Source organism: Vitiosangium sp. GDMCC 1.1324 (genome assembly GCF_003044305.1).
In the GTDB taxonomy this organism is placed as follows: domain Bacteria; phylum Myxococcota; class Myxococcia; order Myxococcales; family Myxococcaceae; genus Archangium.
The window spans coordinates 159,269-182,122 of sequence record NZ_PZOX01000013.1 but is presented as its reverse complement, the minus strand read 5'-3'; the positions used below and the strand labels follow the sequence as shown (position 1 = coordinate 182,122).

Below are 22,854 nucleotides of genomic sequence, written 5' to 3'. Positions count from 1 at the left end.
CATCGAGGCGCTCGAAGCGCAGAAGGATGAGGCGGAGTGGTGAAGTGGCGTGTCCTCGCCGCGGCCCTGGTGGCAGTGCTGCTGCCGGTGCCTCTCATGGCCATCATCACCGGCAACTGGCTCGTGCCGCTCGCGCAGCTCCCGCCGGAGCAGGGGAAGGGCCTGGTGCCGATGCTCTCGTGGGAGCAGCGCCGCCGGCTCCCGACCTGGAGACAGCCGTGCCGGCGGAGCAACGACTGTGAGGCACCTCTCTCCTGCTTCTTCGACAAGCACGTCCAGGGTCTCTACTGCACGGACAGCGAGTGCATGACGGACTCGCAATGCAGGGAGGGCTTCGCCTGCAGGACCACGGAGACCTGGGGCGGCGAGGTCCTGAAGCGGTGCGCACTGGAGGGTCTTCGGCGGGAGGGTGAGGGCTGCGAGCCGCTGTCGAAAAAGCACGCGAGCGCTTGCGGACCGGGGTTGCTCTGCAATGGTTGGTGTGGCCGGTCATGCCGGCCGGAGGTGCCGGAGAGCTGCCCCGAGGGCTTCTTCTGCCCACGAGTGGGTGGTCCCGACGGCCCCTCCTGCCTTCCCACATGTGAGTCGCGAGGCTGCCCTCCAGACCAGGCGTGCATCCACTTCAATCAAGGGGGGTCGGTCTGTTCCGTGGTCCATGGGACGAACTGCCAGCAGTCACCCTGTCCTGCGGCACAGGTCTGTGAGACGCACACCCTGGCAGGAAGAGCGGGAGCGGTCTGGATGCGGTGCGAGCCCCAGTGCTCGAGCAACGGCATGAGCTGTCTGGAGGGCTTCTTCTGCCGACTCCAGCGTTGCGTGCGGGCCTGTCAGCCGGACTCGCCAGACACCTGCGGGCCGGGCGAGAAGTGCGAGCAGCTTCGAGATGGTGCTCGCTGGGCCTGTGTCTTCGACGATGAGGCGTGAGAAATCGACGGGCGGTCGGCGAAGGCCCAGAAGAAGACCGTTGAGTGTGAGCGCGCCGCCCGCCTACTCCGGTTTCGGAGGAGGGTTCTTCATCAGTTCTTCCGGCAGAGGCATCCTGACGAACCGCAAGCCCGTTCCCTTGCGCTCGGGCATGACCTGGAAGCCCTGGCCCGCGATTCTGACGAGATCTCCGTCCCTGGCTGTTCCACTGCCGAGCCACACGTCCGCCTCTTCTCTCGTCGCGAACGTCTGCGAAACGACGATGTAGTCGATGGCGGGCGTGTAGAACGAGCGGAAGAACTCGCGATACTCGTTCAGCTTCTGGGTTTCACGGACGTAGAACAGCGCCACGGCGGCGATCCGGAGTGCTTCGTCCTCTCGAGATCCTTCCGGATACTTCTCGTTGATGGTGCGCAGGAGTTCGAAGACGGAATCGACGTCGAAGTTGTGGTTGTAGATCATCTCGGTTTCCGGATTAGCGGCACATCGGGGCCACCAGAGGGCAGCACACCAGAGCCACCCTCTGTGCTGGTGTGGTTCACGCGTGGAGGAGTGCCCTTCACTTCCAACACGGGCTCCACTCTCCCCGAGTGCGTTTCTGCCTGTATTTCCGGGCTCTTACTCACTCTCCGTGAGAGCCCCCGCGTCTTTTTCGGGGCCCCAAGCAACCATTTCTCGGCTCCTGCGAGAATAGGACATCGAGCTGTTCTTCTCCCTGTTGCACGGAGCCCCCCCACCGTGAGCACCTATTCCGTTCGTCGTGGCGACACCCTGTCGGCTCTCGCCAAGAAGTTCCACACCTCGGTCGAGTCGCTCGCCAAGACCAACCACATCAAGAACCCCAATCAGATCGCGGTCGGGCAGAAGCTCACCGTCCCCGGTGGTTCTTCCTCCAAGCCCGGTCACTCCACCGCGGACGGCTTCGATTCCAAGCCTTCCACCTCCAAGCCCTCCACCAGTGCCTCGGGCGGCACCACGCACGGCCCCGTGCGCGATGACGACGGCCGCAAGTTCCCCGTTTCCGCCGATGGCACCCCGATGTACCGCCAGGGCGACTCCCAGTGGGGCGGCCGCACCCTGGGCCGTCACTACTCCATCTCCGCCGCCGGCTGCGCCATGACCTCCACCGCCATGGCCATGAGCAAGATTTCCGGCAAGGTCATCAACCCCGGCGAGCTCGACGCCTACCTCGACAAGCACGGCGGTTACTCGGGCGATGGTCTCATCTGGGGCCAGGCCGCGAAGATGGCCGGCCTCGGCGCCAGCAAGCCCGGCTGGAGCCTCAACACCATCAACAAGCAGATCGACGCCGGCCGCCCCGTCGTCATCGGTGTGGACTACAAGGCCGGCTCCGGCGGCGGCAACAACGGCACCGACCACTGGGTCGCCATCACCCACCGCAAGGGCAACACCTACTACGCCAACGACCCTGCCACCGGGAAGGAAGTCGCCCTCAAGCTCCAGGGCAACCGGCTCGTGGGTGGCCCCAAGAACTACAAGAGCACCGGCGAGCTGGTGGTCTTCTCCGGTGGCAAGGCGAACCCGGGCACTGCTCCCACCGGTGGCACCGGCGGCAAGGACCCCGTCGTCAGCAAGCCCCCGACGGCCAGCGGCGGCTCGGTGAAGGGCATGAGCCTGCCCTCGGGTGACCTGGAGAAGGGCGCTTCGGGCAATGGCGTGAAGCAGCTCCAGGCCGCGCTCGTGAAGCTGGGTCACATGACCCAGGCCGAGATGAACACCGGCCCGGGCACCTTCGGCCCCAAGACCGAGGCGGCCCTCAAGGAGTTCCAGGCCGCCCACGGCGTGCCCAACACCGGCTACTACGGCCCCAAGACGCGCGCCGCCTTCGAGAAGCTCGGCGCCAAGGTGGGCGGCTCCACCGGCCCCGGTCCCGTCACCGGCCCCTCCGAGCCCGGCACCAAGGGCGGCGTGTCGCTCGCGCAGCTCAAGAAGATCATGCCCAACCTGTCGCAGGCCAAGGCGGAGCAGTACCTGCCCCACCTCAACAAGGCCATGGCCGAGGCCGGCATCAACACCCCCAAGCGCCAGGCCGCCTTCCTCGCGCAGCTCGCCCACGAGAGCGGTGAGTTCCGCTACATGGAGGAGCTCGCCTCCGGTGCCGCCTACGAGGGCCGCAAGGACCTGGGCAACACGCACCCCGGCGACGGCGTGCGCTACAAGGGCCGCGGTCCCATCCAGCTCACCGGCCGCGCCAACTACCGCGCCGCGGGCAAGGCGCTCGGCATCGACCTGGAGAACAACCCCAAGCGCGCCGCCGATCCCGACGTGGGCTTCCGCACCGCCGCCTGGTTCTGGAACTCGCGCAACCTCAACAGCTACGCGGACTCGGGCAACTTCCGTGAAATCACCCGCCGCATCAACGGCGGCTACAACGGTCTGGCCAGCCGCGAGGCCTACTACAAGCGCGCGCTGAGCGTGCTCGGCTGATCCACCTTCTCGGTACGGTGCCCCCTCTCTTCCCCAGGTGGGGGGGCCCGGGGACCACGTCCGCCTCCCGGACGCGGTCCCTTTTTTATTTCAGGGGTCCTCCGCGAGCAGCCCCCGCCACCTCCGTCCACCCGCCGAGCGGCCAACCGGCGCGGACGGCACCCGGCGTGGCCCATGCGCACCCTCCGACTCGTAAGGACCCTCGAGCGGACGGAGTGAGGCCCCCATGGCGATGGAGCGAGCGCAGCGTTTCGTGGACGCACTGGCCAGGCTGGAGGAGAGCGGTGACCTGGAGCCCCTCGTGGCGCTCTTCGGCGATGAGGCGCAGGTGAGCAACGTGTCCTCGCGCCGCACCTTCCATGGCAAGGAGGGAGCGCGTCATTTCTGGCGCGAGTACAAGGGCATGCTGCGCCAGGTGAAGTCCACCTTCCGCAACATGATCGAAGCCGGAGACCGGGTGGCGCTCGAGTGGGAGTCCAGTGGCACCGCGCACAACGGCGCGGCGGTGGACTACGAGGGCGTCTCCATCGTCGAGTGGGACGGTGAGCTCATCTCGCGCTTCCAGGCGTATTTCGATCCGCGCGTGCTGGGCCAGGAGTTGTCTCTGGGCAATGCGCCACGCTCGGAGGCTCCGGCCACGGCTCCGGCCTGAGAGTGCACTCACCCTGAGGGCTTCTTCACCTGGAGTGGATTGACACGAGTGTGTGTCGAATACTGAGAATTATTCTCAGAATTATTATCGGCATGCCCGCGTGCTTCGATTGGCGCATACTGGACACGTTCCTTGTTGAAGAAGGGGAAGCGATGTCCCGCACTGCCGCTGTTCTGCTGGTTCTGCTCCTCGCCGTACCCGCCCCGCGCGCCTTCGCCGCTGGGAAGAAGGCCGCCGGGTCGACGCAGACGTCCCAGAAGTCCTCCACGTCCTCCGAGTCGAAGTCCTCCGAGACGCCACCCGCCCAAGCGAAGCCCGCCGAGGCTCCTCCCTCCGACGCGCCTGTGAAGCAGACCGAGGAGCCGTCGATGGACTTCGACCTGCTCGAGCCCTCGACGTCCGCCGAGTCGCCGCGGTTGATCGACCCGGAGATGGAGGCGGCCATCGCTCGCCGCCGCACCATGCTCACCATCCACCAGGTGACGGGCCTCACCATGGCGGCCACGCTGGCCGCCACCGTCATCGTGGGGCAGCTCAACTTCAATGACGTCTACCGCGGTGGCGGAGACACCGGCCGCTACAAGGGCTGGCACACGGGGTTGGCGATTGCCTCCACCACGCTCTTCGCGGGCACGGCGATGCTCGGCCTCTTGGCGCCCACGCCCTTCAAGAAGGAGCTGCGCCTGGACACCATCACCCTTCATAAGGTGTTCATGTCGCTGGCCACCGCGGGCATGCTCACGCAGATCGTGCTCGGCCTGGTGACGGCGAGCCAGGAAGGCAAATTGTCACAGGTGGACCTGGCCACGGCCCATCAGGTCATCGGCTACGCGACATTGGGGGCCGTGAGTGCAGGCGCCTTGATGATCGTCTTCTGAATACAGTTGCGCGATACGCGTTGAGACCCCCGGAGGCTCCCATGAAACGCTCTTTGCTGGCCGTGCTGGCCCCGCTGCTGCTGTCCGCTCCCTCGCTCGCCCAGGAGGCGGCCAATGCTCCTCGCCTGTACTCGGTGAACAACGGCGACAGCTCCATCACCTACCACCTCAAGCACAAGCTGCACGTGGTGGATGGCACCGCGCACCCCGCCGAGGGCAAGGCGCGCATCCTCCCCGACGGCACGCTGCAGGTGGCCGTGCGCGCCAACGTGGCCGACTTCGACTCGGGCAACGCCAACCGCGACGCCCACATGAAGGAGGCCACCGAGGCCGCGAAGTTCCCCACCATCGAGTTCAAGGGCGTGGCCAGCGGCGTGAAGGTGCCGGCCTCGTTCCCCTCGGAGCAGTCGGTGGTGGTCAAGGGACAGCTGACCTTCCACGGCGTGAAGCAGCCGGTGGAGGTGCCCATGAAGGTGGTCTTCACGTCGGCCAAGGAAGTGACCGCCGAGAGCAAGTTCCAGGTGAGCCTCGAGTCCTTCAAGGTGGAGCGTCCCTCGCTGCTGATGGTGCAGGTGGATGACGCGCTCGACATGGAGACGAAGTTCAAGCTGAAGGAGGAGGGGAAGTGAGCACGAGCCGTCGGGGGTTTCTCAGGGGCATGGTGGGAGTGGGGGCGGGCGCCGCGGCGGGCACGGGGCTCGCGGGCTGCGCGCCGGACATCTCCCCCGCGCCGGTGGCCAATGCGGAGAAGGAGGGCGGCAAGGTGGAACTGGAGGTGGCCCGCTACCCGGACCTGTCTCGTGACGGCGGTGCCATCACCCTGCGCGTGACGGGCGAGCAGCCGGTGCTTGTGATGCACCCGAGTGGCGACACGTACTCGGTGGTGGCGAGCACCTGCACGCACGCGGGGTGCCCGCTGGGCTTCCAGGATGGCGAGGCCATCTGCCCGTGCCACCTCTCGCGCTTCGCGCTGGACGGGAAGGTGACGCATCCGCCCGCCCTCGCGCCGCTGAAGTCCTATACCGCGAGCTTCAATGCGGGCATCCTCACCATCGACTTCGCCGCCGGTGAGGCGGGCTTCCCCTCCGTCACCGACGGGAAGCTCGTCCTGCCCTTCTCTCAGTTCCCCCAGCTGAAGACCGAGGGCGGCGTGGTGCAGGGCACTCCCGGTGGCTACGGCAAGCTCATCTTCGTCTTCGCGCTCGCCGGCGGGGCGTACTCGGCCGTGGACTCCATCTGCACCCACGCGGGGTGTGCGGTGGGCTACGATTCGGCGGCGCAGGACTTGTTGTGCCCGTGCCATGACTCGCGCTTCACCAAGGATGGCACGGTGACGCAGGGCCCCGCGCTCGCGACGGGTCCGCTCAAGAAGTTCTCGGTGACGAGCGATGAGTCGGGCGTCACCGTGTCCTTCGTGTGAGCCTCTTTCCCCTCTCCCCTCGGGGGAGAGGGGTCCTTCCGGGCCGTGCGAGCGTGCTAGAAGGCGCGCCCATGACCCGGTACATCGCCCTGCTGCGCGGTATCAACGTCGGTGGCAAGAAGAAGGTCCCGATGGCTCAGCTCCGTGAGCTGATGGAGGGACTCGGCTACACCGATGTCGCCACGCTCCTCCAGAGCGGCAACGCCGTCTTCTCCAGCAAGGAGAAGAGCCCGGCGAAGGTCATCCGGCAGCTCGAGACCGCCATCGCCAAGGAGTTCGGTTTCGAGGTCGCCATCATCCTCCGGACCCGGGACGAGCTAGCCGCGGCCATCCAGGCCAACCCCCTCCCTGGTGCCGAGGACGCCCCCTCCCAGTTCCTCGTGATGTTCCTGTCCGATGCGCCGGATGCGAAGCGGCTCCAGGAGATCGACCCGGCGGCGTACCTGCCGGATGAGTTCCGCGTGGTCGGACGCGAAATCTATGCCCGGTTCCCCAACACCATCCGGGACTCGAAGCTGGCCACCGTGCTCGGGGGGACACGCCTGGGCGTCACCCCGACCGGGCGCAACTGGAGCACCGTCCTGAAGCTCCTGGAGCTCGCGGACAGCTGAGGGGCTCGCCTCATCGCGGTGCTGGCCCTCCGAGGCATCACACCCCGGCGTCGGCGAGTGCGAAATCATCCATGGTGAGCGTGCCGACCGTGTCGATGGACAGCCCCACGCTGAGCGCCCGGGCGTCCGTCGGAGCGGGAGGCGTCGTCCACTCGGCCTGGGTGTAGCTGCTCACCGCCGGGAGCAGGGGCCCCTGGGCCCAGAAGTCCCACGCGCCCGAGCTGTTCCGGACGTACGCCTTGAAGCGCACCGGCGTGGTGGCCTTGTACCAGGCGGAGATGTGGTAGCGGTGCCCCGCCGTCGTGGCGGGCGCGCACGTGCCGGAGTCCTGCAGGGTGATGAGCTTGCGGTCGCCACTGGTGATGTTGGTGATGCGCACCTGCTGGGCCCAGCTTCCGCTGTGGGCGTCCGACGTCCGCGTCCACGTGAAGGTGTTGGTGCCGAAGCCGCCGCGCTGCCAGCAGTCCGGTGTCCCGTCTCCATTGCTGTCCGACTCGAGTGACGGGTTCTTCAAGATCTGCCCGCCAGGAGAGGGACCTCCGGCGGGTGGCTTCAAGGCTCCGCCGATGACCGCGTCCATGGTGGCGACGGTCGTCCCGCGGGAGGCGCGGGGGACCAGCCAGTCGAGGAACGCCGTCAGCGTGGCCGGCGCGATGGAGTACGTCTGAGGCGGGTCGCATGGGCCGCAGATGTGGTGGAAGACGATCGGCACCCAGCCGCCAGCCTGTTCCGCCCGGGTCACGTATCCCTGGAGGTCCGCGAGCGTGGTCGTGGACTGGACGGAGCCGTGTGTGCGCACCGCGTAGGGGTCCGAGGGAGGCACGGGCTCGGCGAATGGGCATCCGCTGCAACTGGTGGGGGTGCGCAGGCCGCCGCTCTCCCGGGCCGAGTTGTAGTTGCAGTCGATGACGATCTGCCGGGTCGTGGAGTCCTTGTCCCCGAACGGGTAGGCGAACGAGGTGACGCGTAGGCCCGCGTTCAGCAGGGCCGCCCGGTCGTCGCAGATCTCCCTCCGCTGCTCGGACGCGGAGAGGCTGGTCAGGTGCGGGTGCGTCAGCGTATGGCCGCCAATTTCGTGGCCGGCATCCTGGAGGCCGCGCACTTGAGCGAGCGTGAGGTGTCCGGAAGTGCCCAGCGGTGCGCTGTTGATGAAGAAGGTGCCGCGCATGCCCCGCGCGACGAGCATCGCCGCCGCCGACAACTGGGTGGCCAGTCCGTCATCGAAGTTCAGCGATACAATGACCTGGCCCGGAGAAAGGGTAAGGGTCTGGGATGGGGTTGCCATGGTGACGCTCCTCCTGTTGCTGTCCAGCGAGAACGGGCGGACCGGGAGCGTGCGGGCGCACCGGTACGGGACCCGCAGTAGAAAACTAGGCATGGCGAGCACCCGGAGGAGCGCCATCTCCGCATGAGCCAGACGCCCGCCAGTGCAAGGGGCGGACGTGTGAGCGGTCGGCGATCTCCGCCAGGTTCTCACCGAGGGCGCTGACCCGGTCGACCGAGGCCTCTCATGTTCGCGGCTTGGGGGCACTTCGGGTCGAAATGCCGGTGCGGGAGTGAGCTAAGGTCCGCGCCATGTCGATGCATGAAATCGAGGACATGGTCGAGGGGGCGGTGCGCGTGCTCGACAAGCGGGCGGCGGCCGATGACCTGGCCCCGCGCAGTCAGTTCGCGCGGCTCTTCCAGTTCCAGGAGGGGTACGACTGCAGCTTCACCCACTTCCGGGTGATGGACCTGCTGCTGGCCCGGCACTTCTCGTACCGGTTCGCCGTCACCGAGCACCCCGACCATGCGGCCCGCAAGAAGTTCTTCAAGGGCGTGAAGGAGTTCACCTTCCTCCATGACAACCCCAAGGACGACACGGGGGAGGGCGAAGACGAGCTCAGCCCCATGGCCGGATATATCGAACCGCCCCACCTCTACTGTGACGCGGGCAGCTCGCTGTGGCGCCGCATGGTGGAGGCCGGGAAGCTGAAGGGCCCCGACGCCGAGCCACCCGTGCCGCTCCTGCTCATCGACGTCGTGCACGAGGTGATGCTGGGCGCGGAGGCCGAGGGCGACCGCGAGCTCATCGCCATGTGGTTCAATCTGGGGCCGCGCGCCCTGTTCAGGGAACTCTTCACGCGTCAGCTTCGCAAGGGTGACCTCGTGGCCAGGAACCCGTTCACGGGCAAGGACATCATCGCCGAGGAAGACTTCGTCGCGGCTCGCGCCTTCACCCCGGAGGAGCTCCAGGCCGTGCCCCAGGCCGCGCGCGTCCGCGAGATTGCCCGCCGCACGAACGCGCTCGCCGTCGAGCTCGCCTACGACTACCGCCCTCCGCCCGAAGTGCTCAAGGACGATCCCGTCGATGCCTGGTGGTGGGAAGGGCTCTGAGTCACTCGGGGATTAGTAGAGGCGGCTCCAGAACGAGCGCCTCGCCGAGATGCGGTCCAGCGCCTTCTGCAACTCCTCGTCGTAGTCGGCGCGGGTGGCGATGTCCGCCATCGAGATGATGCCCGCCAGCCTGTCGTCGCGCTCCACCACGGGCACGCGGCGCACCTGGCGGAGGCCCATCAGCTCGATGATGCTGAGGATGTCCTCGTCCGGCGTCGTCGCCTCCACGTCATCCGTCATCACGTCCCGGGCGTGCATGTTGTCCGGTGGCCGCCCCTCGGCCAGGGTGCGGATGACCAGGTCGCGATCCGTGAGCACGCCCCGCAGCCGCCCGCGCTCGTCCACCACCGGGACGATGCCGCAGTCCTCTTCCTTCATGACGCGCGCCACATCGCGCAGGCTGCTGTTCAGGTGCACGCTCTTCACGTGGCGCGTCATGAGCTCCCGCGCCGTCAGGGGCTCGCGCTGCCAGCGGCCCTGCCGTCGTGGCTCCTCGCGCGGGGGCACCGGTTGGCCCATGCCCACCAGTCCCGAGTACACCTCGCCCGTGCCCTCTGGCCCTCGGCGATCCTCCCACTCCCGCTCCGCGTAGTGCCGTTGCTCGTAGCCGCCGCGCGTCTCGCGAGGGACACGCTTCTCGGCCCGGCTGCCCCGCTCCGCCGCGGAGGCCCGCTCGGAGCCGGTGCCGGCGCGGTCCCACGGGCGGTACTCCCGCTCCGGGTGCTGCGACTCCAGCGAGTGCTCCCGGTCCTGCTCTCCCATCAGCGGCCCCGCTCCCACGCCCGAGGAGCTCTCGAGCGAGCGATCATCCCGGCCGTAGGGGCCATAGGTGCCGCCTTCGGTCCGCTGCATGGAGCGCCTGCGTCCCAGGAGGTGACGCCGCTGGGGGCCCACGTCGTGCATCGTGTCGTCCTGGGGAGGCGGCGCCCCCTGCTCGGTGCGCGGCTGGGCCAGGCGCAGCAGGGCGGCGCGGTGGAAGCGGCCCTCGCGCACCTCGGAGGTCTCGTCCCGCTCGGGACTCCAGCCGGTGACATCGGACTCGGAGCGCTCGCGAGAGCCGGGTGGGGCCTCCGCCGCGCGGCGTTCGCGCTCGCGCTCTTCTCCCACAAAGCTGGGAGTGCCGTTGGGTCGGCCATCTTCGGTGTGTCTCTGGGCCATGGGTGAGACCTCCTGCGGTCGCTGGACGTGCCGTTGAAGGCTCGGCACGCACCCGGCTGGCTCCAAGGGGCTTCTGGGGCAGGGGGCGCCCGGCTGTCCGCCCGAGGGCAGCTCCCCCCTCACCGAGTGCCCGTCTCCGGACACCCGTGTTGCCCGGTGGCCGACGGTGCGCTCACCTCACGAGGTGGCGAGCGCCTCGCCCAGGCGCACCAGGCCGCCGAAGTCCTCCAGCTCGCCCCCGGCCTCGGGAGCGGCCACGGCCACGGCGCCCGCGGGCAGCTTCTCCGCGAGCCGCTTGAGCAGTCCCCGGTGGGCCTCGGCGCGGGCTCGCTCCTGGTCGGCCAGGGTGATGAGCGCCTCCACACCGCCGCGCGCCTCGTGGTCGTCCTCCACGTGCCGCAACAGCGCCTCGGGGGATGTCAGCCCGTCCTCGCGCGCCCAGCTCCGGTTGAGCACGTAGCCAGCGAAGGGCAGCCCCCGCTCGCGCAGCATGTCCCGGAAGAAAGACGTCTCGTCCAGCGAGGCCGCTTCCGGCGACGTCACCAGCAGGAAGGCCGCGTCCGGCGAGCTCAGCCTCGAGCGCAGCCGGTCCGCGCGCAGCCGGATGCCCGCGAACAGCCCGCTGAAGGCCCCCAGGAATGTCCGCATCTCCTGCGTGAAGCCCTCGCCGAAGACGGTCCCCAGCACGTTGCCCAGCAGCTGCGACGTCTTGCGCCACAGCCGGCCCCCGCGGCCCTTCTCCTCCGGCAGGAAGAGCGAGACAATCTTGTCGTCCAGGAAGCGCGCCAGCCGTCCCGGCGCCTCCAGGAAGTCCAGCGCGTGGCGGCTCGGCGGCGTGTCCAGCACGATGAACTCGTAGCGGCCCTCGTCCAGGAAGTGGTCCAGCGCCTCGGCCGCGGCGTACTCCTGCATGCCCGCCACCAGGTCCGACAGGAAGCGGTAGAGCCGGTTCTCCAGGATGGTGCGCGCCGCCTCGGGCGTGGGCGACAGCCGCTTCACGAAACGCTCGAAGACGACGCGCGGATCCAACATCCACACGTCCAACTGGCCCGGGCCGGGCTCGGCGCCCGCGTGGAGCTGCTCGGAGGGAATCGCCGTGGGCTCCGCACCGCCCTCGGACAGGCCCATGGCCTCGGCGAGCCGCCGCGCCGGATCGATGGTGAGCACCAGCACCTTGCGGCCCGCGCGAGCCGCCGCCACGCCCAGCGCCGCCGCCGTCGTCGTCTTCCCCACGCCGCCCGCGCCGCACAGCACGAGGACGCGCTTGTCGCGCAGCAGGGACTGGAGGCTCATGAGCGGGCTCCGGCGCGCCCGTGCGAGGGCGCTGCTGGGGGAACGGTGGCGGGACGGGTGAGGTGCGCGGCGAGCCGTTCCACCAACTCGCTCCCCGAGGCGGGCAACTCAGGCAGGGTGACGAGCGGAGCCGGAAGGTTGCCCGCGAGCCGGGCCTCGGCGGCACGGGCCCGGTCCAACCGCCCCAGCGCGCGCTGCCCCAGGTGGGGCCCGTGCTCGTCCAGCAGCCGAGCTACGGCGGCGCGCCCGTCCGGCGAGAAGGGATTGTCCGGCATCCGGTTGAGCACGCCCGCGGCGATGGGGATGCGGTGGCGCTGGATGGCGGTGGCCAGCTCCAGCGTCTCGCTCACCGGCAGTGGCTCCGGCAGGGTGACAAGCAGGGCTCCGGTGAGGCGCGGATCCCTGAGCAGTGCCAGCCCCTCGCGCACCGAGCGGCCGATCGGCCCTCCGGGTATGACGGACAGCAGCGCGTCCGGCAGCGCGGCGATGGCGAGCGCGTGGCCGGTGGCCGGCAGGTCCAGGATGCACAGCGGATGGAGCGGGCTGCCATCCGGGCGGGTGCGCCGGAGGAGGTGGAGCATCTGGTAGAGGACGCCCATCTCCCGGAGCGCGGGGGCAGCCTCGAGGAAGCGGCGCAGGGCGCGGGTGCGCATGGCGGCGTCAGCCATCAACCGCAGCGGCAGCACGTCCTGGAGGAAGAGTCGCTGGCCCTCGACGGCGGACAGGCGGATGAAGGACAGGCCGGGGGACACCTCGGTGACCTGGGAGCCGGAGGCGCGCGCGCCCACCAGCGAGCCCAGGGGCGAGGGGGCGTCCTGGTTCTCGGAGGCCGCTTCCACCTCGGCGAGCAGCACGCGCCGGCCCGAGGCCACCGCCGCACGCGCGAGCGCCGCCGTCACGGTCGTCTTGCCGACGCCCCCTTTCCCCGAGACGAGCAGTGCCCGCCGTTCCCACAGTGCGTCCAGCAAGGCCGTCGCCCCTCCCGTCGTGTCTCTCAGGGAATGAGTCTTAACGACGGCCCCCCCTTGCCACAAGGGCACCCCTCGTGCCCGAGGCACCGGGGGCAAGGGGCCGGACGTCCTTCACCGCGAGGCCCACGGGTGGCGCTCCGCGTCAGGCCCACCGCGAGGCACGTGTCTGGCTTCAACGCGAAGCTCCGCCCGCAATGAGCGAGGCCCGCACCCCACGTGCAGGTGGGAGCGGGCCGACTCCTCCGTTGTGGGTCGCGCCTGCCCTTGAGCAACGGATGTGCCAGGGGCGGGGGAGCCATTCCGGAAGGAGCCGAGGCGGCGATGGGACAATCCCTGTCCGAATCCCGCGAGGCAAAGGCTGGGATTGTCAGCGGGGATGGCCCGCTCCAGGCCAGCGTGCCCGCGTGCCAGTGGCACACGGTGGGCATAGCCGGGCCTGTGTCACTGCACGGGCCAGCGGGCGGCGATCTCCTCACAGGCGCGCTCCACGTCGCACAGGCGGCGAGCGCGGGACTTGGGCGCCAGGTACTCGCGCCCGGCGAACACATCCACCACGCGCATGAGCTTCGGCTCCACGGGCCCCAGGGGCGCCAGGTGCTGCTCGGCGAAGGCCTGCAGCAGCGTGGCGATGTACTGCCCCGAGCGCTCATCCAACGGGTGGTGCTTGGAGAAATACAGCTTCATCACCCCGACCTTGTTGTTGCCGTGACGGTCCACCGACTGGAGCACCACCTGGGGCCAGACGCGGATGGAGACGCCGGCCACCTCGAGCGGGGGCGGCTCATGTCCCACCTCGCTGGCCACCAGGCCCTGGAGGCCCAGACGGGGGTGGAGCTGGCGGTAGTTCTCGATGGCCTCGATGCACAACTGGGCGCGGTGCGCGGCGAACTCGTCGACGAACACGGTGGTGGCGAGCCGGTGCTGGTGCTGGCGGAGGATGGCCTCGTCCTGGCCGCGGCACAGGAAATCGGAGATGGCGTGAGCAGCCTCGGGGTAGCGCAGGTAGTGCGGATCCGGCGGGTGCTTCTGGTTGTCGATGAGGCGCTTGCGCAGCGCGGGCGTCGCGGTGAGGTAGCGACCCAGCTTGTTCACGGAGACGTGAGGTGACTCCCTGAGTGCGTCCATGCGGTGCCTCCCTGATACGTCATGATGTGAAGACATTAACGGAGGGGTCTGACATGGAAGGGGTCTGGAATCCGGCGCAAGACACTCCTCTCCACTTGTCGTGCCATTGCGGAATGACCACGAGTAGGGGGTGGCCACCTGGTGGCCCCTTTCCCCCCGAGGGCCGATGAGAAACACCCAGACGCTGGCGTCCCCGCCCCCCGAGCTCCTGCAGGAGGCGGGCATGGCGGTGGGAGAGATGGCCCGGCAGCTCACGCGCGTGGGCCCGGGAGATCATCTCTGCCTCATCTACGAGCGCTTCGAGCAACAGGTGGAGGCGCTGGTGCCCTTCGTGCGCATGGGGCTCGAGCGAGGCGAGCGCTGTGTGTACATCGTGGACGAGCACAGCGAGGAGGAAGTGGCGGGGGTGCTGCTGGAGCACGGCGTGGACGTGGTGGCCGAGCGCGAGCGTGGAGCGTTGGTGTTCCTGACGAAGGGGGAGGCGCACCTGCGCTCGGGGAAGTTCGTGCCGGAGGAGATGGTGGCCTTCCTGAGGCGCACGGAGCAGCAGGCGCTGGCGGACGGGTTCACGGGCTTGAGCATCACGGGGGAGCAGACGTGGGCGCTGGGCCCGCAGCCGGGCTGCGAGCACGTCATCCGCTACGAGGTGCTGCTGGGCGAGTTCTTCCCGAAGAGCCGGACGCTGGCCATCTGCCAGTACAACCGGAGCCGCTTCCCGCCCGAGGTCATCCGGGACGTGATTCGCACGCACCCGCTGGTCATCGTGGACGGCGAGGTGCACGAGAACCTGTTCTACGAGACGCCGAGGATGGTGCTGGGGCAGGAGTCGGCGGAGCTGCGGGTGGAGTGGATGCTGAGGCAGCTCGAGCGGGTGAGGGCGGGGGAGCGCAAGCTGGTGGCGATGGGGACACAGCTGGCGGAGCAGGCGAGGGAGAAGGAGAAGCTGTACGAGGAAGCGCGCCAGGCGGTGTGGCTGCGGGACGAGTTCCTGGCGGTGGCCTCGCACGAGCTGAAGACGCCGCTGACGCCGCTGCACTTGAAGCTGCAGGGGCTGCGCAAGGCGGTGGTGGGGTGCAGGTCGGGGTGCCCGCCGCGCGTGGAGGGAGCGGTGGCGGGAGCGGAGAAGCAGCTGCGCAAGCTGTCGGTGCTGGTGGACGACCTGCTGGAGGTGTCGAGGCTGACGGAGAGGAAGCTGCGGCTGCGCTGGGAGGAGGTGGACCTGGTGGAGGTGGCGAGGGAGGTGGTGGGGCGCTTCGCGCAGCAGGCGGTGAAGATGGATTGCGCGCTGGAGCTGGAGGCGCGAGGGCCGGTGGTGGGGAGATGGGACCGGTCGAGGCTGGAGCAGGTGGTGACGAAGCTGCTGTCGAACGCGCTGAAGTATGGAGCGGGCAGGCCGGTGCGGGTGGGGGTGGAGGAGGAGCCGGAGCGGGCGGTGCTGGTGGTGCGGGACGAGGGGATAGGCATCGCGCCGGAGCACCTCGAGCGCATCTTCGACAAGTTCGAGCGGGCGGTGTCGGGGAGGAACTACGGAGGGCTGGGCCTGGGGCTCTACATCACGCGGCAGATCGTCCAGGCGCTGGGAGGCGACATCGAGGTGGAGAGCGAGCCGGGACGGGGCGCCACGTTCCGGGTGGAGCTGCCGCTCAGGCCCCACATGGCCGGCTGAGCGCCCTCCTCACTCTTCGGTTGATGGCCGCATCCCGGTTCGGCCCGTAGCGTGTGCCTCGCCCTGCGCGCCCCGCATGCGAAGGCTCCACGCCCGGAGCGCAAGCCGACCAGGCGGGCCGCCGTTCCCTCCTCTTGCCCGCTTCTACCTCTTGGGGGGTATGGTCTAACTATTCATATGGAGGGGGAGGGGATGAGGGGGGCCGTGCTTTAACTGTTAAATCAACAGGTTGCGAGCACGGGCTGCTCTCGATATCTATTCACCTAGCTATTCATGCCTCCTGCCCTTCCCCGTCCTCGAGAGGAGCTCCTGGCCGCCATCCAGCGCCTGCAGCCTGTCCAGGCCCAGACGCTCCAGAAGTTCCTTGGCGTCTCGCAGCCGACCCTGTCGCGCTGGCTCAAGGCCGCCGAGTCGGAGATCTGCCGGATGGGCCGCACGAGGGGTGCGCTCTATGCCCGGAGGCGCACCCTGTCGGAGGTGGGGTCCCGGATTCCCGTGTACCGGATTGATGAGGCGGGGGACCCTCACTCCGTGGGAACCCTGCACCTCCTCTCCACGGGAGGCGCCTGGCTCGACGCGCCCAAGGGCCTGGGGCAAATCTTCGAAGGACTGCCGCCCTTCGCGGTGGAGATGCAGCCTCAAGGCTATATGGGCCGAGGCTTCAATGAGCGACACCCGGAGCTGAAGCTCCCTCCGGACCCCCGGTACTGGAGCAATGATCAGGTCCTCGCCGCTCTGGCTCTTCGCGGAGAGGACTGCACGGGCGACCTCATCCTGGGCGACGAGTCGCTGAACCGGTACCTGCGAACCCCGCCCCAGGCCGTCTCCCGTGAGCATTATGGGAAGCTGGCACACACGTCCCTGTCGGAAGGCGCGGGCTCCTCTGCGGGAGGGGAGCAACCCAAGTTCGCCGTGTACTCTGGGGACCGGCACATGCTCGTGAAGTTCGCAGATGCAAGCATGGGCCTCGCAGGCCAGCGCTGGCGAGACCTGCTCACCTGCGAGCACCTCGCCCTGCGACACATCCAGGCCGCGGGGTTCGAGGCGGCTGAATCCCGCTGGTTCGACCAGGGCGACCATCGCTTCTTGGAGGTCGACCGCTTCGACCGGATCGGCCCGCGAGGGCGACGCGCGCTCCTATCCTTGCGGTCCATTGACGGCGAGTACGTCTCCAAGGACGGCGTCACGACCTGGACCGACGTTGCCCGGCACCTGCTTCCCCTCCAACTATCCGAGGACGACTACCGGCGGATCCGCTGGCTCGACACCTTCGGCCAGCTCATCGGAAACGTCGACCGGCACCTGGGCAACGTGTCCTTCTTCCTGGACAAGCAGGACCGGTTCCGGCTCGCGCCCATCTACGACATGCTCCCCATGGTCTTCGCCCCCAGGGGCGCGCACCTCCCCACTCGCGACTTCACGCCCGAACCTCGCCACGCCCACAACCACGATCTTTGGGCCCATGCCGCGGACCACTCCCTCGCCTACTGGGACACGCTCGTTGCCTGCGAAGACCTGAGCGACGACTTCCGGCAGCGGTGCGTCACCAGCCGGGACACCCTGGCCACTCTCATCGCAGACACGGCCCTGCCCTGAGCCGCTTCGTTCCCCACCGCGCTCCATGAGCGGAGGCGCCCCGGAAGTCCGAGGCGCCCCGCTGACGCAAGACCCCAAGGAGGAGGCGAGCGTGGCGCCTGAGGTATTTGTCATTTGCGGATAGGGATTCGTACGACCCTGTCCTGTCAGCCCTTGGGCTCCGGCTGCTGGCCGTACGTCTTGAACTTCTCGAGCACCCGCATCATCTCCGCCCTGTCGAGCAGCACGGGCTCGCCCACCTGCAACGCGCGCCAGTACATGGCCGCCAGCGTCTCCACCTCCACCGCCAGCTTGAAGGCGCCCGCCAGGTCCCCGCCCAGCGCGAGCATCCCGTGGTTCGCCAGCAGGCACGCCTTGCGCCCCTCCAGCGCCGCCACCGCGTAGCGCGACAGCTCCTCCGTACCGAACGTGGCGTACGGCGCGCACCGGATGTCCTCGCCCCCCGCCTTTGTCACCATGTAGTGGAAGGACGGAATCTCCCGCCGCAGGCACGCCAGCGTCGTGCAGAACATCGAGTGCGCATGCAGCACCGCTCCCACCTCGGGCCTGCCGGCGAGGATGTCCCGGTGGATGCGCCACTCGGTCGAGGGCTCGCGGCGCCCCTCGTGGCTCCCGTCGAAGCGCATCAGGACGATGTCCTCCGGCACCAGCGTGTCGTAGTCCATCCCCGAGGGCGTCAGCAGGAAGCCTTCCTCCACCCGCTGGCTCAGGTTGCCGCTCGTGCCCTGGTTCAGCCCCGACGCGTTCATCTTCCGCGCCGTGGAGATCATCGCCTCGCGCAGCGCGAGATGCCCCCTCCCGCTCATGTCCCCGTCCCACGAGCCGGCTGCCGCTCGGGGAAGAGCGACAGCATGCCCTCGGTCGAGGCCTCGCACACCCCGCGCTCCGTCACGAGCGCTGTCACCAGCCTCGCCGGAGTCACGTCGAAGCCGTAGTTGGCCACCGGGCTCCCCTCCGGCGTCACCCGGACCGTCACCACCTCGCCCGAGGGCAGCCGCCCGCTGATGTCCGTCAGCTCCCGGCCGTCCCGCTGCTCGATGGGGATGTCCCGCACCCCGTCCTCCAGCGTCCAGTCGATGGTGGGCGAGGGCAGTGCCACGTAGAAGGGCACGCCGTTGTCCCTGGCCGCGAGCGCCTTGAGGTACGTGCCAATCTTGTTCGCCACGTCGCCGCGGGCCGTGGTGCGATCCGTGCCCACGATGCACAGGTCCACCTCGCCGTGCTGCATGAGGTGGCCGCCCACGTTGTCGGCGATGACGGTGTGCGGCACGCCGTGCTGCCCGAGCTCCCACGCCGTCAGGCCCGCGCCCTGGTTGCGCGGACGCGTCTCGTCCACCCAGACGTGGACCGGAATCCCACTGTCGTGTGCCAGGTAGATGGCCGCGAGCGCCGTGCCCCAGTCCACGGTGGCCAGCCAGCCCGCGTTGCAGTGCGTCAGCACGTTCACCCGCCCCTGGCGCCCCTTGCGCACCCACGCGGCCTCAATGAGTGTCCTTCCGTGCTCGCCGATGGCCCGGTTGATGGCCACGTCCTCGTCGCACAGGGCCGCGGCCCGGCGATACGCCGCGGCGAGCCGCTCGGAGGGGGACAGGGGGCGCAGCGCGTGGCGCATCTCGTCGAGCGCCCAGCGCAGGTTCACCGCCGTGGGCCGGGTGGCCTGGAGCTGCGAGCACGCGCGCTCGAGCGCCACGTCGGAGGCGTCCACGCGCAGAGCCAGACACACGCCGTAGGCGGCCACCGCGCCGATGAGCGGCGCACCTCGCACCTGCATGGAGCGGATGGCATGGGCCGATTCCTCGAGCGTCGTGAGCCGCAGCGTCACGAAGGCGTGGGGCAGGCGCGTCTGATCGATGATGCCGACCGACCGACCATCGGCCTCGACCCAGATGCTGCGCATCGGCTTTCCATGGACCTTCATGCGACTCCATCTCCTGGTGGGGAAGGCCCATCATGCCCTGATCCGGCCGGGGGAGCAGGGACGTGGGGCGTTCTGGGGGTGATTCCTACTCCAGTTCTCTCCCAGAGAGGTTGGGGGCGAGTCCTGACCGGATCAGCCCGCTCACCGAGGGGCCGTGCGTCAGAGCTGTTCCCGGGCCTGGGCCAGGGTGTACTCCTTGTGGGAAGGGAGGACCGGACCTGTTTTCTCCACGAGCCACGCGGGTGCGCCCTCCGGCAGGTAGAAGTCTTCCTCGAAGGGAGACAGCCCCAGGTGGCGCAGATACTCCTTGAGCATGTCGAACGTGAACCGGTCCCTCACCCGACGTGCTTGGTACTGCTCCAGCTTCTCGAAGGGGAAGGGCTCGCCGAACTGGTCGAAGACCCAGGGGCCACCGTCATTGGCCGCGCTCACGACGCGCACGCAGTTGAGCCAGGCTGTCTGGTGCGGGCCGTACACCTCGAGCATCATGGCACCATAGCGACCCGTGTCCTTCCGGAGAGTGTGGGGCACGGCGACAACACGCATGCTCCGGCAGCCCAGCGTCCGGGCCATGTAGCGCATGGGGCTCGCGGCATCGGTCCCACCCCACCCGTTCTCGACGTACGCCGTCCAGGCGCTGCGTGTCGGAATGAAGAGATCCCGCCGCGCCTCTGGACTGGTCAACGGGAGCAGACTGGAGAGGGCCTGCTCCAGGGTGCCAGAGACTGGGCGCATCTCCACGGCGATGCCACGGGGCGCCATCAGCCCTGCGTGCCACGCCGCGAAGGCGCGGGCGGCGTGCTCCGCACTGGTCTCCAGGAATCCCATCTCCGAAGTGATAGGCGCCCAGCGGTCATCCAGGAGCAGTCCCTTCATGTTCTCGGTCATCAGGTGCGCCTCGCCCGTCAGGGCACGATCAGCAGGATGGTTTCCGCATCCGGGTCGTTGGCCGTGGTTCGCGACTGGTGGCCGAGGCCACGGCCCGACGTGGGCGTGTCGTACTCCACATGGTAGCGGCGGCCGTTATAGTCGAACTGCAGGTCCGGTCGATTGGTTCCCACACGCTGCCCGTTGCGCACCGTGATCTGCTGCTGGTTCACTCGGATGTTCGTGGCCCCTATGCTCTCCAGGTATTTGATGTCCTCCTGGACCTGCGCATTCTGGGTGGGGCTGGGTCCGACGGGACGGGTCGGCGCACGTTGCCTGGGAATTCTTGGGTTGACCGCGACATCCTGAGGCAGGCGAGAGCCAGGAGCCACCGGCCGAGTAGGGTTGTTGCCAGCGAGCGCCTGGACCAGGCCCGGCGATGGCGCGGGTGCTGCTGGCGCTGGAACGGGTGCTGCTGGCGCGGGAGCGGGTTCTGGCGCGGGTGCAGTGGGACGCGGCACCGGCTGTCGAGGCGCTGGAGCTTCGCCCCCGAGTCCCTCCTGCCGGGAAAGCGGACGGAGTGCTGGCTCCGCGCTCACCCGCACCACGTGCGAGAACACTCCCTGGAGAACCTTGGCCCCCGTCAGGCCCAACAACAGGACCTTCAGCTCGCGCTGAACTGATTCGGACAGGTGCTGCCGCACCTCGAGCATCGTCCGGGCGATGCGAGGGGTGGTGGCCGGAGAGAAGAGGGTGGGCACGATGAGCTTCTCTCCCGCTCCGCGGTACCAGGCGTACCTCGCGCGTCCTGACCTGGAGGCATTGGCTGTCAGGTCCGCGAGGGCCGTGTCCCGGTCCGGGTAGATGGCTGCATTCAGCGGCTCCGCGCTCGTGAGTTTCAGGTCGACATGGGTCTCCGGTACGAGCACGGGCAGCGGCAATCCCTCGCAATAGAGGAGATACCCTCCCGCGGTGATGCCAAAGCCCACGGCCGTCACTCGGAGATCGACGAAATCCGGATGCGCTCGTGGGTCTCCCAACCGAGAGGCCCGGGGCAATTCGACGCCGAGCTGGCTCAGTTCCTCTGCCTGTTGAGGAGTGGGGACCTCGAGCTCGACCTCGACGGCCTGATGCCCGGCTCGTGCCACGCCAGGGAAATCCTGAGCTGCGACAGGACTCTTCTGCCCATACCACCGAGGCCCGCTCAGGGAGGGTGTCGTGGCACATCCCGTGAGTAACAACAGGAGTGCAAGCCCACCCAACCGATGAAGCCCCCGCACCATGGAACGGCGACGTGTGACGAGGGGCGTGGTTCGAGGAGCGTGCGCGGAGTCCACGGTAGGTCGCATGAAGCAACGATGCAGGACCGGCGTGGAGTCCTGAAGGACGCGAGAGGTGGATGGCTGCGGGCCGGCAAGTGGTGGTGGACGAGGGGTGCCACATCCCGTTGCCCATAGGGACACCCTCGCGGGTCAGAAGGTGTGGGTGGGAGAATCCACCTCTGTCCGGGAGGCAGGATGACGACGAGGAGAGAGCGCCAGGGCCTGCGGTGCGTCACGATGGCCGCCATCGTTTCGAGCATCGTCCTCACGAGCGCATGCGTGTCTTCCACGCAGGCGGGCACGGCGAGTGCCGCGAGCCGGAAGAGTCCCGTGGCGTGCAAGGACATCGAGACCCTGCGCGCATTGTGGCGCCAGGCGTCAGTGGCGAAGAACGCGAGGACCGGCCACTCACTGGAGTACGTGGTCATCGGAGATGGAGCCCGGAGCGACGAGCTGGTGCTCATGTTCAACGGAACGGGCGGTGTCTTCTCCGACTGGCCCGCGCAAATGCTGACGAATGTCGCACAGAGCCCCGAGATTGCCCGGACAGGAGCCTACAGCCGTGACGAAGAGTCCGCGGTTTCCCTCTGTCATGACTATCGCCTGGTCCTGTTCGACTACCCCGGAGTCGGAGACACCCGTGGCAGTGGTTTCGCCACGTTCGATCAGGTCGCGGATGACGTGGATGCGATGCTCGAGGACATCTCCGCGCGCTATGGCCTTTCCACCTCGCGCGTCAGCCTCGTGGGGTGGTCGCTGGGCACGCTGGCGGCCCTGAAGTATGCGTTCCTGTCACCGGCCGCCCGTCCCGAGCGCGAGATTCACGACATCATCTTGATTGCGACCAAGGCGGGAGGCGCGGTCGATGGCTTCGCGGATGGCAATGGCGCTTCGTGCGTGAGCACGCTCTTCGAGGCCTTGAAGTCGCCCCACCTCGACACGCGGCTGGCCGTGAAACTCAAGTCGGAGCTGTTCAAGCTGACCTTCCCCTACGAGAACCAGCGGTCGTACGACGGTCCGGAGAGCGGTTGTTCGGCCACGGTCGATGCGGCCGCCCACAAGGTCTCGCTGAATGTCGAGCCGCAGGGGTGCTCGAGGGGCAGCCAGTGCGGGAAGATGTTCGACGACTACATGCTCAATCGACTAGTCTCCCCCTGGGTGCACACGCAGGGCGTGTCCGAGGACCTGTACCGCCAGCAGCGGGTGCTCGTCGATGACTGGAACCATTGCTACTGCGCCACCCCAGGCTCGAGCTTCAACTCGACCGGGTGTTCGTGCTCCAAGACGGCGCAGATGACGGAGTCGAACGGCGGTGTCTGCCAATCAAAGTCTGGCGAAAACACCCGGAATGCCCCGAGCTCCTTCAACTGTGTGCCGCTGAAGCTCGCGGGCAACCTCACCGTCATCAACGGCCCGCAGGACCTGTTCATCCAATGGACGTACGGCAAGGCGCTCGTCGAGGCGTATCAAAAGGCCTACGGCGAGGACAAAGCGACGCTGGTGGTCTACGACGGACCCGGAGGGGCGGGGCACGGCATCCTGATGCAGCACCCCCGATGGGTCCAGGAGCGGATCCACGCGGCGCTTCAGAAGGACTGACGCCGCGCACACTCCTGTAAGCCCACTCAC

The 22,854-nt window shown here is 68.4% G+C and carries 21 protein-coding genes; 11 read left to right on the top strand and 10 right to left on the bottom strand.

What is annotated here, in order from left to right:
* Positions 1-39 precede the first annotated feature (39 nt).
* Positions 40-924 carry a hypothetical protein gene (locus DAT35_RS61160; protein WP_233261864.1) on the top strand — a complete coding sequence of 295 codons (885 nt, stop codon included), beginning with the start codon at positions 40-42 and terminating at the stop codon, positions 922-924.
* A gap of 63 nt (positions 925-987) precedes the next feature.
* Here DAT35_RS61160 and DAT35_RS32885 read toward each other — a convergent pair whose 3' ends face one another.
* The gene (locus DAT35_RS32885; protein WP_108072533.1) at positions 988-1,386 is read right to left on the bottom strand and encodes a hypothetical protein; all 399 of its coding nucleotides are present in this window, start codon (positions 1,384-1,386) and stop codon (positions 988-990) included.
* A 276-nt stretch (positions 1,387-1,662) separates the two neighbouring features.
* Between DAT35_RS32885 and DAT35_RS32880 the strand changes: the two genes are divergently transcribed.
* From DAT35_RS32880 to DAT35_RS32855, 6 genes are all read left to right on the top strand, one after another.
* Positions 1,663-3,372 carry a LysM peptidoglycan-binding domain-containing protein gene (locus DAT35_RS32880; RefSeq protein WP_108072531.1) on the top strand — a complete coding sequence of 570 codons (1,710 nt, stop codon included), beginning with the start codon at positions 1,663-1,665 and terminating at the stop codon, positions 3,370-3,372.
* Positions 3,373-3,598: 226 nt separating this feature from the next.
* Positions 3,599-4,024 (top strand): nuclear transport factor 2 family protein, encoded by a 426-nt coding sequence (locus DAT35_RS32875; protein ID WP_108072529.1) that lies wholly within the window; start codon positions 3,599-3,601, stop codon positions 4,022-4,024.
* A 152-nt stretch (positions 4,025-4,176) separates the two neighbouring features.
* Entirely contained in the window at positions 4,177-4,902 is a 726-nt protein-coding gene (locus tag DAT35_RS32870; RefSeq protein WP_108072526.1) for a hypothetical protein, read from the top strand.
* 41 nt (positions 4,903-4,943) lie between these two features.
* Complete coding sequence (locus tag DAT35_RS32865) at positions 4,944-5,531, top strand: YceI family protein (RefSeq protein WP_108072523.1); 588 nt, start codon at positions 4,944-4,946, stop codon at positions 5,529-5,531.
* Positions 5,528-6,322: a ubiquinol-cytochrome c reductase iron-sulfur subunit gene (locus DAT35_RS32860; protein WP_108072520.1), complete on the top strand. Its 795-nt coding sequence runs from the start codon at positions 5,528-5,530 to the stop codon at positions 6,320-6,322. The genes DAT35_RS32865 and DAT35_RS32860 overlap by 4 nt, the downstream gene beginning before the upstream one ends.
* Before the next feature lie 71 nt (positions 6,323-6,393).
* Positions 6,394-6,933 carry a DUF1697 domain-containing protein gene (locus tag DAT35_RS32855; RefSeq protein ID WP_108072517.1) on the top strand — a complete coding sequence of 180 codons (540 nt, stop codon included), beginning with the start codon at positions 6,394-6,396 and terminating at the stop codon, positions 6,931-6,933.
* Between the two features lie 37 nt (positions 6,934-6,970).
* Here DAT35_RS32855 and DAT35_RS32850 read toward each other — a convergent pair whose 3' ends face one another.
* Positions 6,971-8,218, bottom strand: coding sequence for a polysaccharide deacetylase family protein (locus DAT35_RS32850; protein WP_158501993.1), 1,248 nt, complete (start codon positions 8,216-8,218; stop codon positions 6,971-6,973).
* A 290-nt stretch (positions 8,219-8,508) separates the two neighbouring features.
* Between DAT35_RS32850 and DAT35_RS32845 the strand changes: the two genes are divergently transcribed.
* Complete coding sequence (locus DAT35_RS32845) at positions 8,509-9,309, top strand: hypothetical protein (RefSeq protein WP_108072511.1); 801 nt, start codon at positions 8,509-8,511, stop codon at positions 9,307-9,309.
* Between the two features lie 12 nt (positions 9,310-9,321).
* Here the strand turns inward: DAT35_RS32845 and DAT35_RS32840 are convergent, their stop codons facing one another.
* The 4 genes from DAT35_RS32840 to DAT35_RS32825 form a co-directional block, all read right to left on the bottom strand.
* Positions 9,322-10,467, bottom strand: coding sequence for a CBS domain-containing protein (locus tag DAT35_RS32840; protein ID WP_108072507.1), 1,146 nt, complete (start codon positions 10,465-10,467; stop codon positions 9,322-9,324).
* A gap of 177 nt (positions 10,468-10,644) precedes the next feature.
* The gene (locus DAT35_RS32835; protein ID WP_108072503.1) at positions 10,645-11,760 is read right to left on the bottom strand and encodes an ArsA-related P-loop ATPase; all 1,116 of its coding nucleotides are present in this window, start codon (positions 11,758-11,760) and stop codon (positions 10,645-10,647) included.
* Positions 11,757-12,728, bottom strand: coding sequence for an ArsA-related P-loop ATPase (locus DAT35_RS32830; protein WP_108072500.1), 972 nt, complete (start codon positions 12,726-12,728; stop codon positions 11,757-11,759). The genes DAT35_RS32835 and DAT35_RS32830 overlap by 4 nt, the downstream gene beginning before the upstream one ends.
* Positions 12,729-13,172: 444 nt before the next feature.
* Positions 13,173-13,856, bottom strand: a complete 684-nt coding sequence (locus DAT35_RS32825; protein WP_108072496.1) for a hypothetical protein — start codon at positions 13,854-13,856, stop codon at positions 13,173-13,175.
* 166 nt (positions 13,857-14,022) lie between these two features.
* On the opposite strand from DAT35_RS32825, the gene DAT35_RS32820 reads away from it, so the two are divergent.
* A complete protein-coding gene (locus DAT35_RS32820) occupies positions 14,023-15,522 on the top strand; it encodes an MEDS domain-containing protein (protein WP_108072494.1) in 1,500 nt (499 codons plus the stop codon).
* A gap of 273 nt (positions 15,523-15,795) precedes the next feature.
* Positions 15,796-17,118, top strand: coding sequence for a type II toxin-antitoxin system HipA family toxin YjjJ (gene yjjJ / locus DAT35_RS32815; RefSeq protein WP_108072492.1), 1,323 nt, complete (start codon positions 15,796-15,798; stop codon positions 17,116-17,118).
* A 146-nt stretch (positions 17,119-17,264) separates the two neighbouring features.
* Here the strand turns inward: yjjJ and DAT35_RS32810 are convergent, their stop codons facing one another.
* The 4 genes from DAT35_RS32810 to DAT35_RS32795 all read right to left on the bottom strand — a co-directional run bounded on the left by DAT35_RS32810 (position 17,265) and on the right by DAT35_RS32795 (position 21,051).
* Entirely contained in the window at positions 17,265-17,924 is a 660-nt protein-coding gene (locus DAT35_RS32810) for a class II aldolase/adducin family protein (protein ID WP_108072490.1), read from the bottom strand.
* Positions 17,921-19,036, bottom strand: coding sequence for an S-methyl-5-thioribose-1-phosphate isomerase (gene mtnA / locus DAT35_RS32805; RefSeq protein ID WP_108072488.1), 1,116 nt, complete (start codon positions 19,034-19,036; stop codon positions 17,921-17,923). The genes DAT35_RS32810 and mtnA overlap by 4 nt, the downstream gene beginning before the upstream one ends.
* Before the next feature lie 159 nt (positions 19,037-19,195).
* Positions 19,196-19,924, bottom strand: a complete 729-nt coding sequence (locus tag DAT35_RS32800; protein ID WP_108072486.1) for a hypothetical protein — start codon at positions 19,922-19,924, stop codon at positions 19,196-19,198.
* Positions 19,925-19,941: 17 nt separating this feature from the next.
* Positions 19,942-21,051 (bottom strand): hypothetical protein, encoded by a 1,110-nt coding sequence (locus DAT35_RS32795; protein WP_146209991.1) that lies wholly within the window; start codon positions 21,049-21,051, stop codon positions 19,942-19,944.
* A 369-nt stretch (positions 21,052-21,420) separates the two neighbouring features.
* Here DAT35_RS32795 and DAT35_RS32785 point away from each other — a divergent pair, with 369 nt between their 5' ends.
* Positions 21,421-22,824, top strand: a complete 1,404-nt coding sequence (locus DAT35_RS32785) for an alpha/beta fold hydrolase (protein ID WP_108072480.1) — start codon at positions 21,421-21,423, stop codon at positions 22,822-22,824.
* Positions 22,825-22,854 lie beyond the last annotated feature (30 nt).

Coding starts and splice junctions, on each gene's coding strand:
- DAT35_RS32885 (WP_108072533.1), bottom strand. CDS start 1,386: ATGATCTACAACCACAACTTCGACGTCGATTCCGTCTTCGAACTCCTG.
- DAT35_RS32875 (WP_108072529.1), top strand. CDS start 3,599: ATGGCGATGGAGCGAGCGCAGCGTTTCGTGGACGCACTGGCCAGGCTG.
- DAT35_RS32870 (WP_108072526.1), top strand. CDS start 4,177: ATGTCCCGCACTGCCGCTGTTCTGCTGGTTCTGCTCCTCGCCGTACCC.
- DAT35_RS32865 (WP_108072523.1), top strand. CDS start 4,944: ATGAAACGCTCTTTGCTGGCCGTGCTGGCCCCGCTGCTGCTGTCCGCT.
- DAT35_RS32855 (WP_108072517.1), top strand. CDS start 6,394: ATGACCCGGTACATCGCCCTGCTGCGCGGTATCAACGTCGGTGGCAAG.
- DAT35_RS32850 (WP_158501993.1), bottom strand. CDS start 8,218: ATGGCAACCCCATCCCAGACCCTTACCCTTTCTCCGGGCCAGGTCATT.
- DAT35_RS32845 (WP_108072511.1), top strand. CDS start 8,509: ATGTCGATGCATGAAATCGAGGACATGGTCGAGGGGGCGGTGCGCGTG.
- DAT35_RS32840 (WP_108072507.1), bottom strand. CDS start 10,467: ATGGCCCAGAGACACACCGAAGATGGCCGACCCAACGGCACTCCCAGC.
- DAT35_RS32835 (WP_108072503.1), bottom strand. CDS start 11,760: ATGAGCCTCCAGTCCCTGCTGCGCGACAAGCGCGTCCTCGTGCTGTGC.
- DAT35_RS32825 (WP_108072496.1), bottom strand. CDS start 13,856: ATGGACGCACTCAGGGAGTCACCTCACGTCTCCGTGAACAAGCTGGGT.
- DAT35_RS32820 (WP_108072494.1), top strand. CDS start 14,023: ATGAGAAACACCCAGACGCTGGCGTCCCCGCCCCCCGAGCTCCTGCAG.
- yjjJ (WP_108072492.1), top strand. CDS start 15,796: ATGCCTCCTGCCCTTCCCCGTCCTCGAGAGGAGCTCCTGGCCGCCATC.
- DAT35_RS32810 (WP_108072490.1), bottom strand. CDS start 17,924: ATGAGCGGGAGGGGGCATCTCGCGCTGCGCGAGGCGATGATCTCCACG.
- mtnA (WP_108072488.1), bottom strand. CDS start 19,036: ATGAAGGTCCATGGAAAGCCGATGCGCAGCATCTGGGTCGAGGCCGAT.
- DAT35_RS32800 (WP_108072486.1), bottom strand. CDS start 19,924: ATGACCGAGAACATGAAGGGACTGCTCCTGGATGACCGCTGGGCGCCT.
- DAT35_RS32785 (WP_108072480.1), top strand. CDS start 21,421: ATGACGACGAGGAGAGAGCGCCAGGGCCTGCGGTGCGTCACGATGGCC.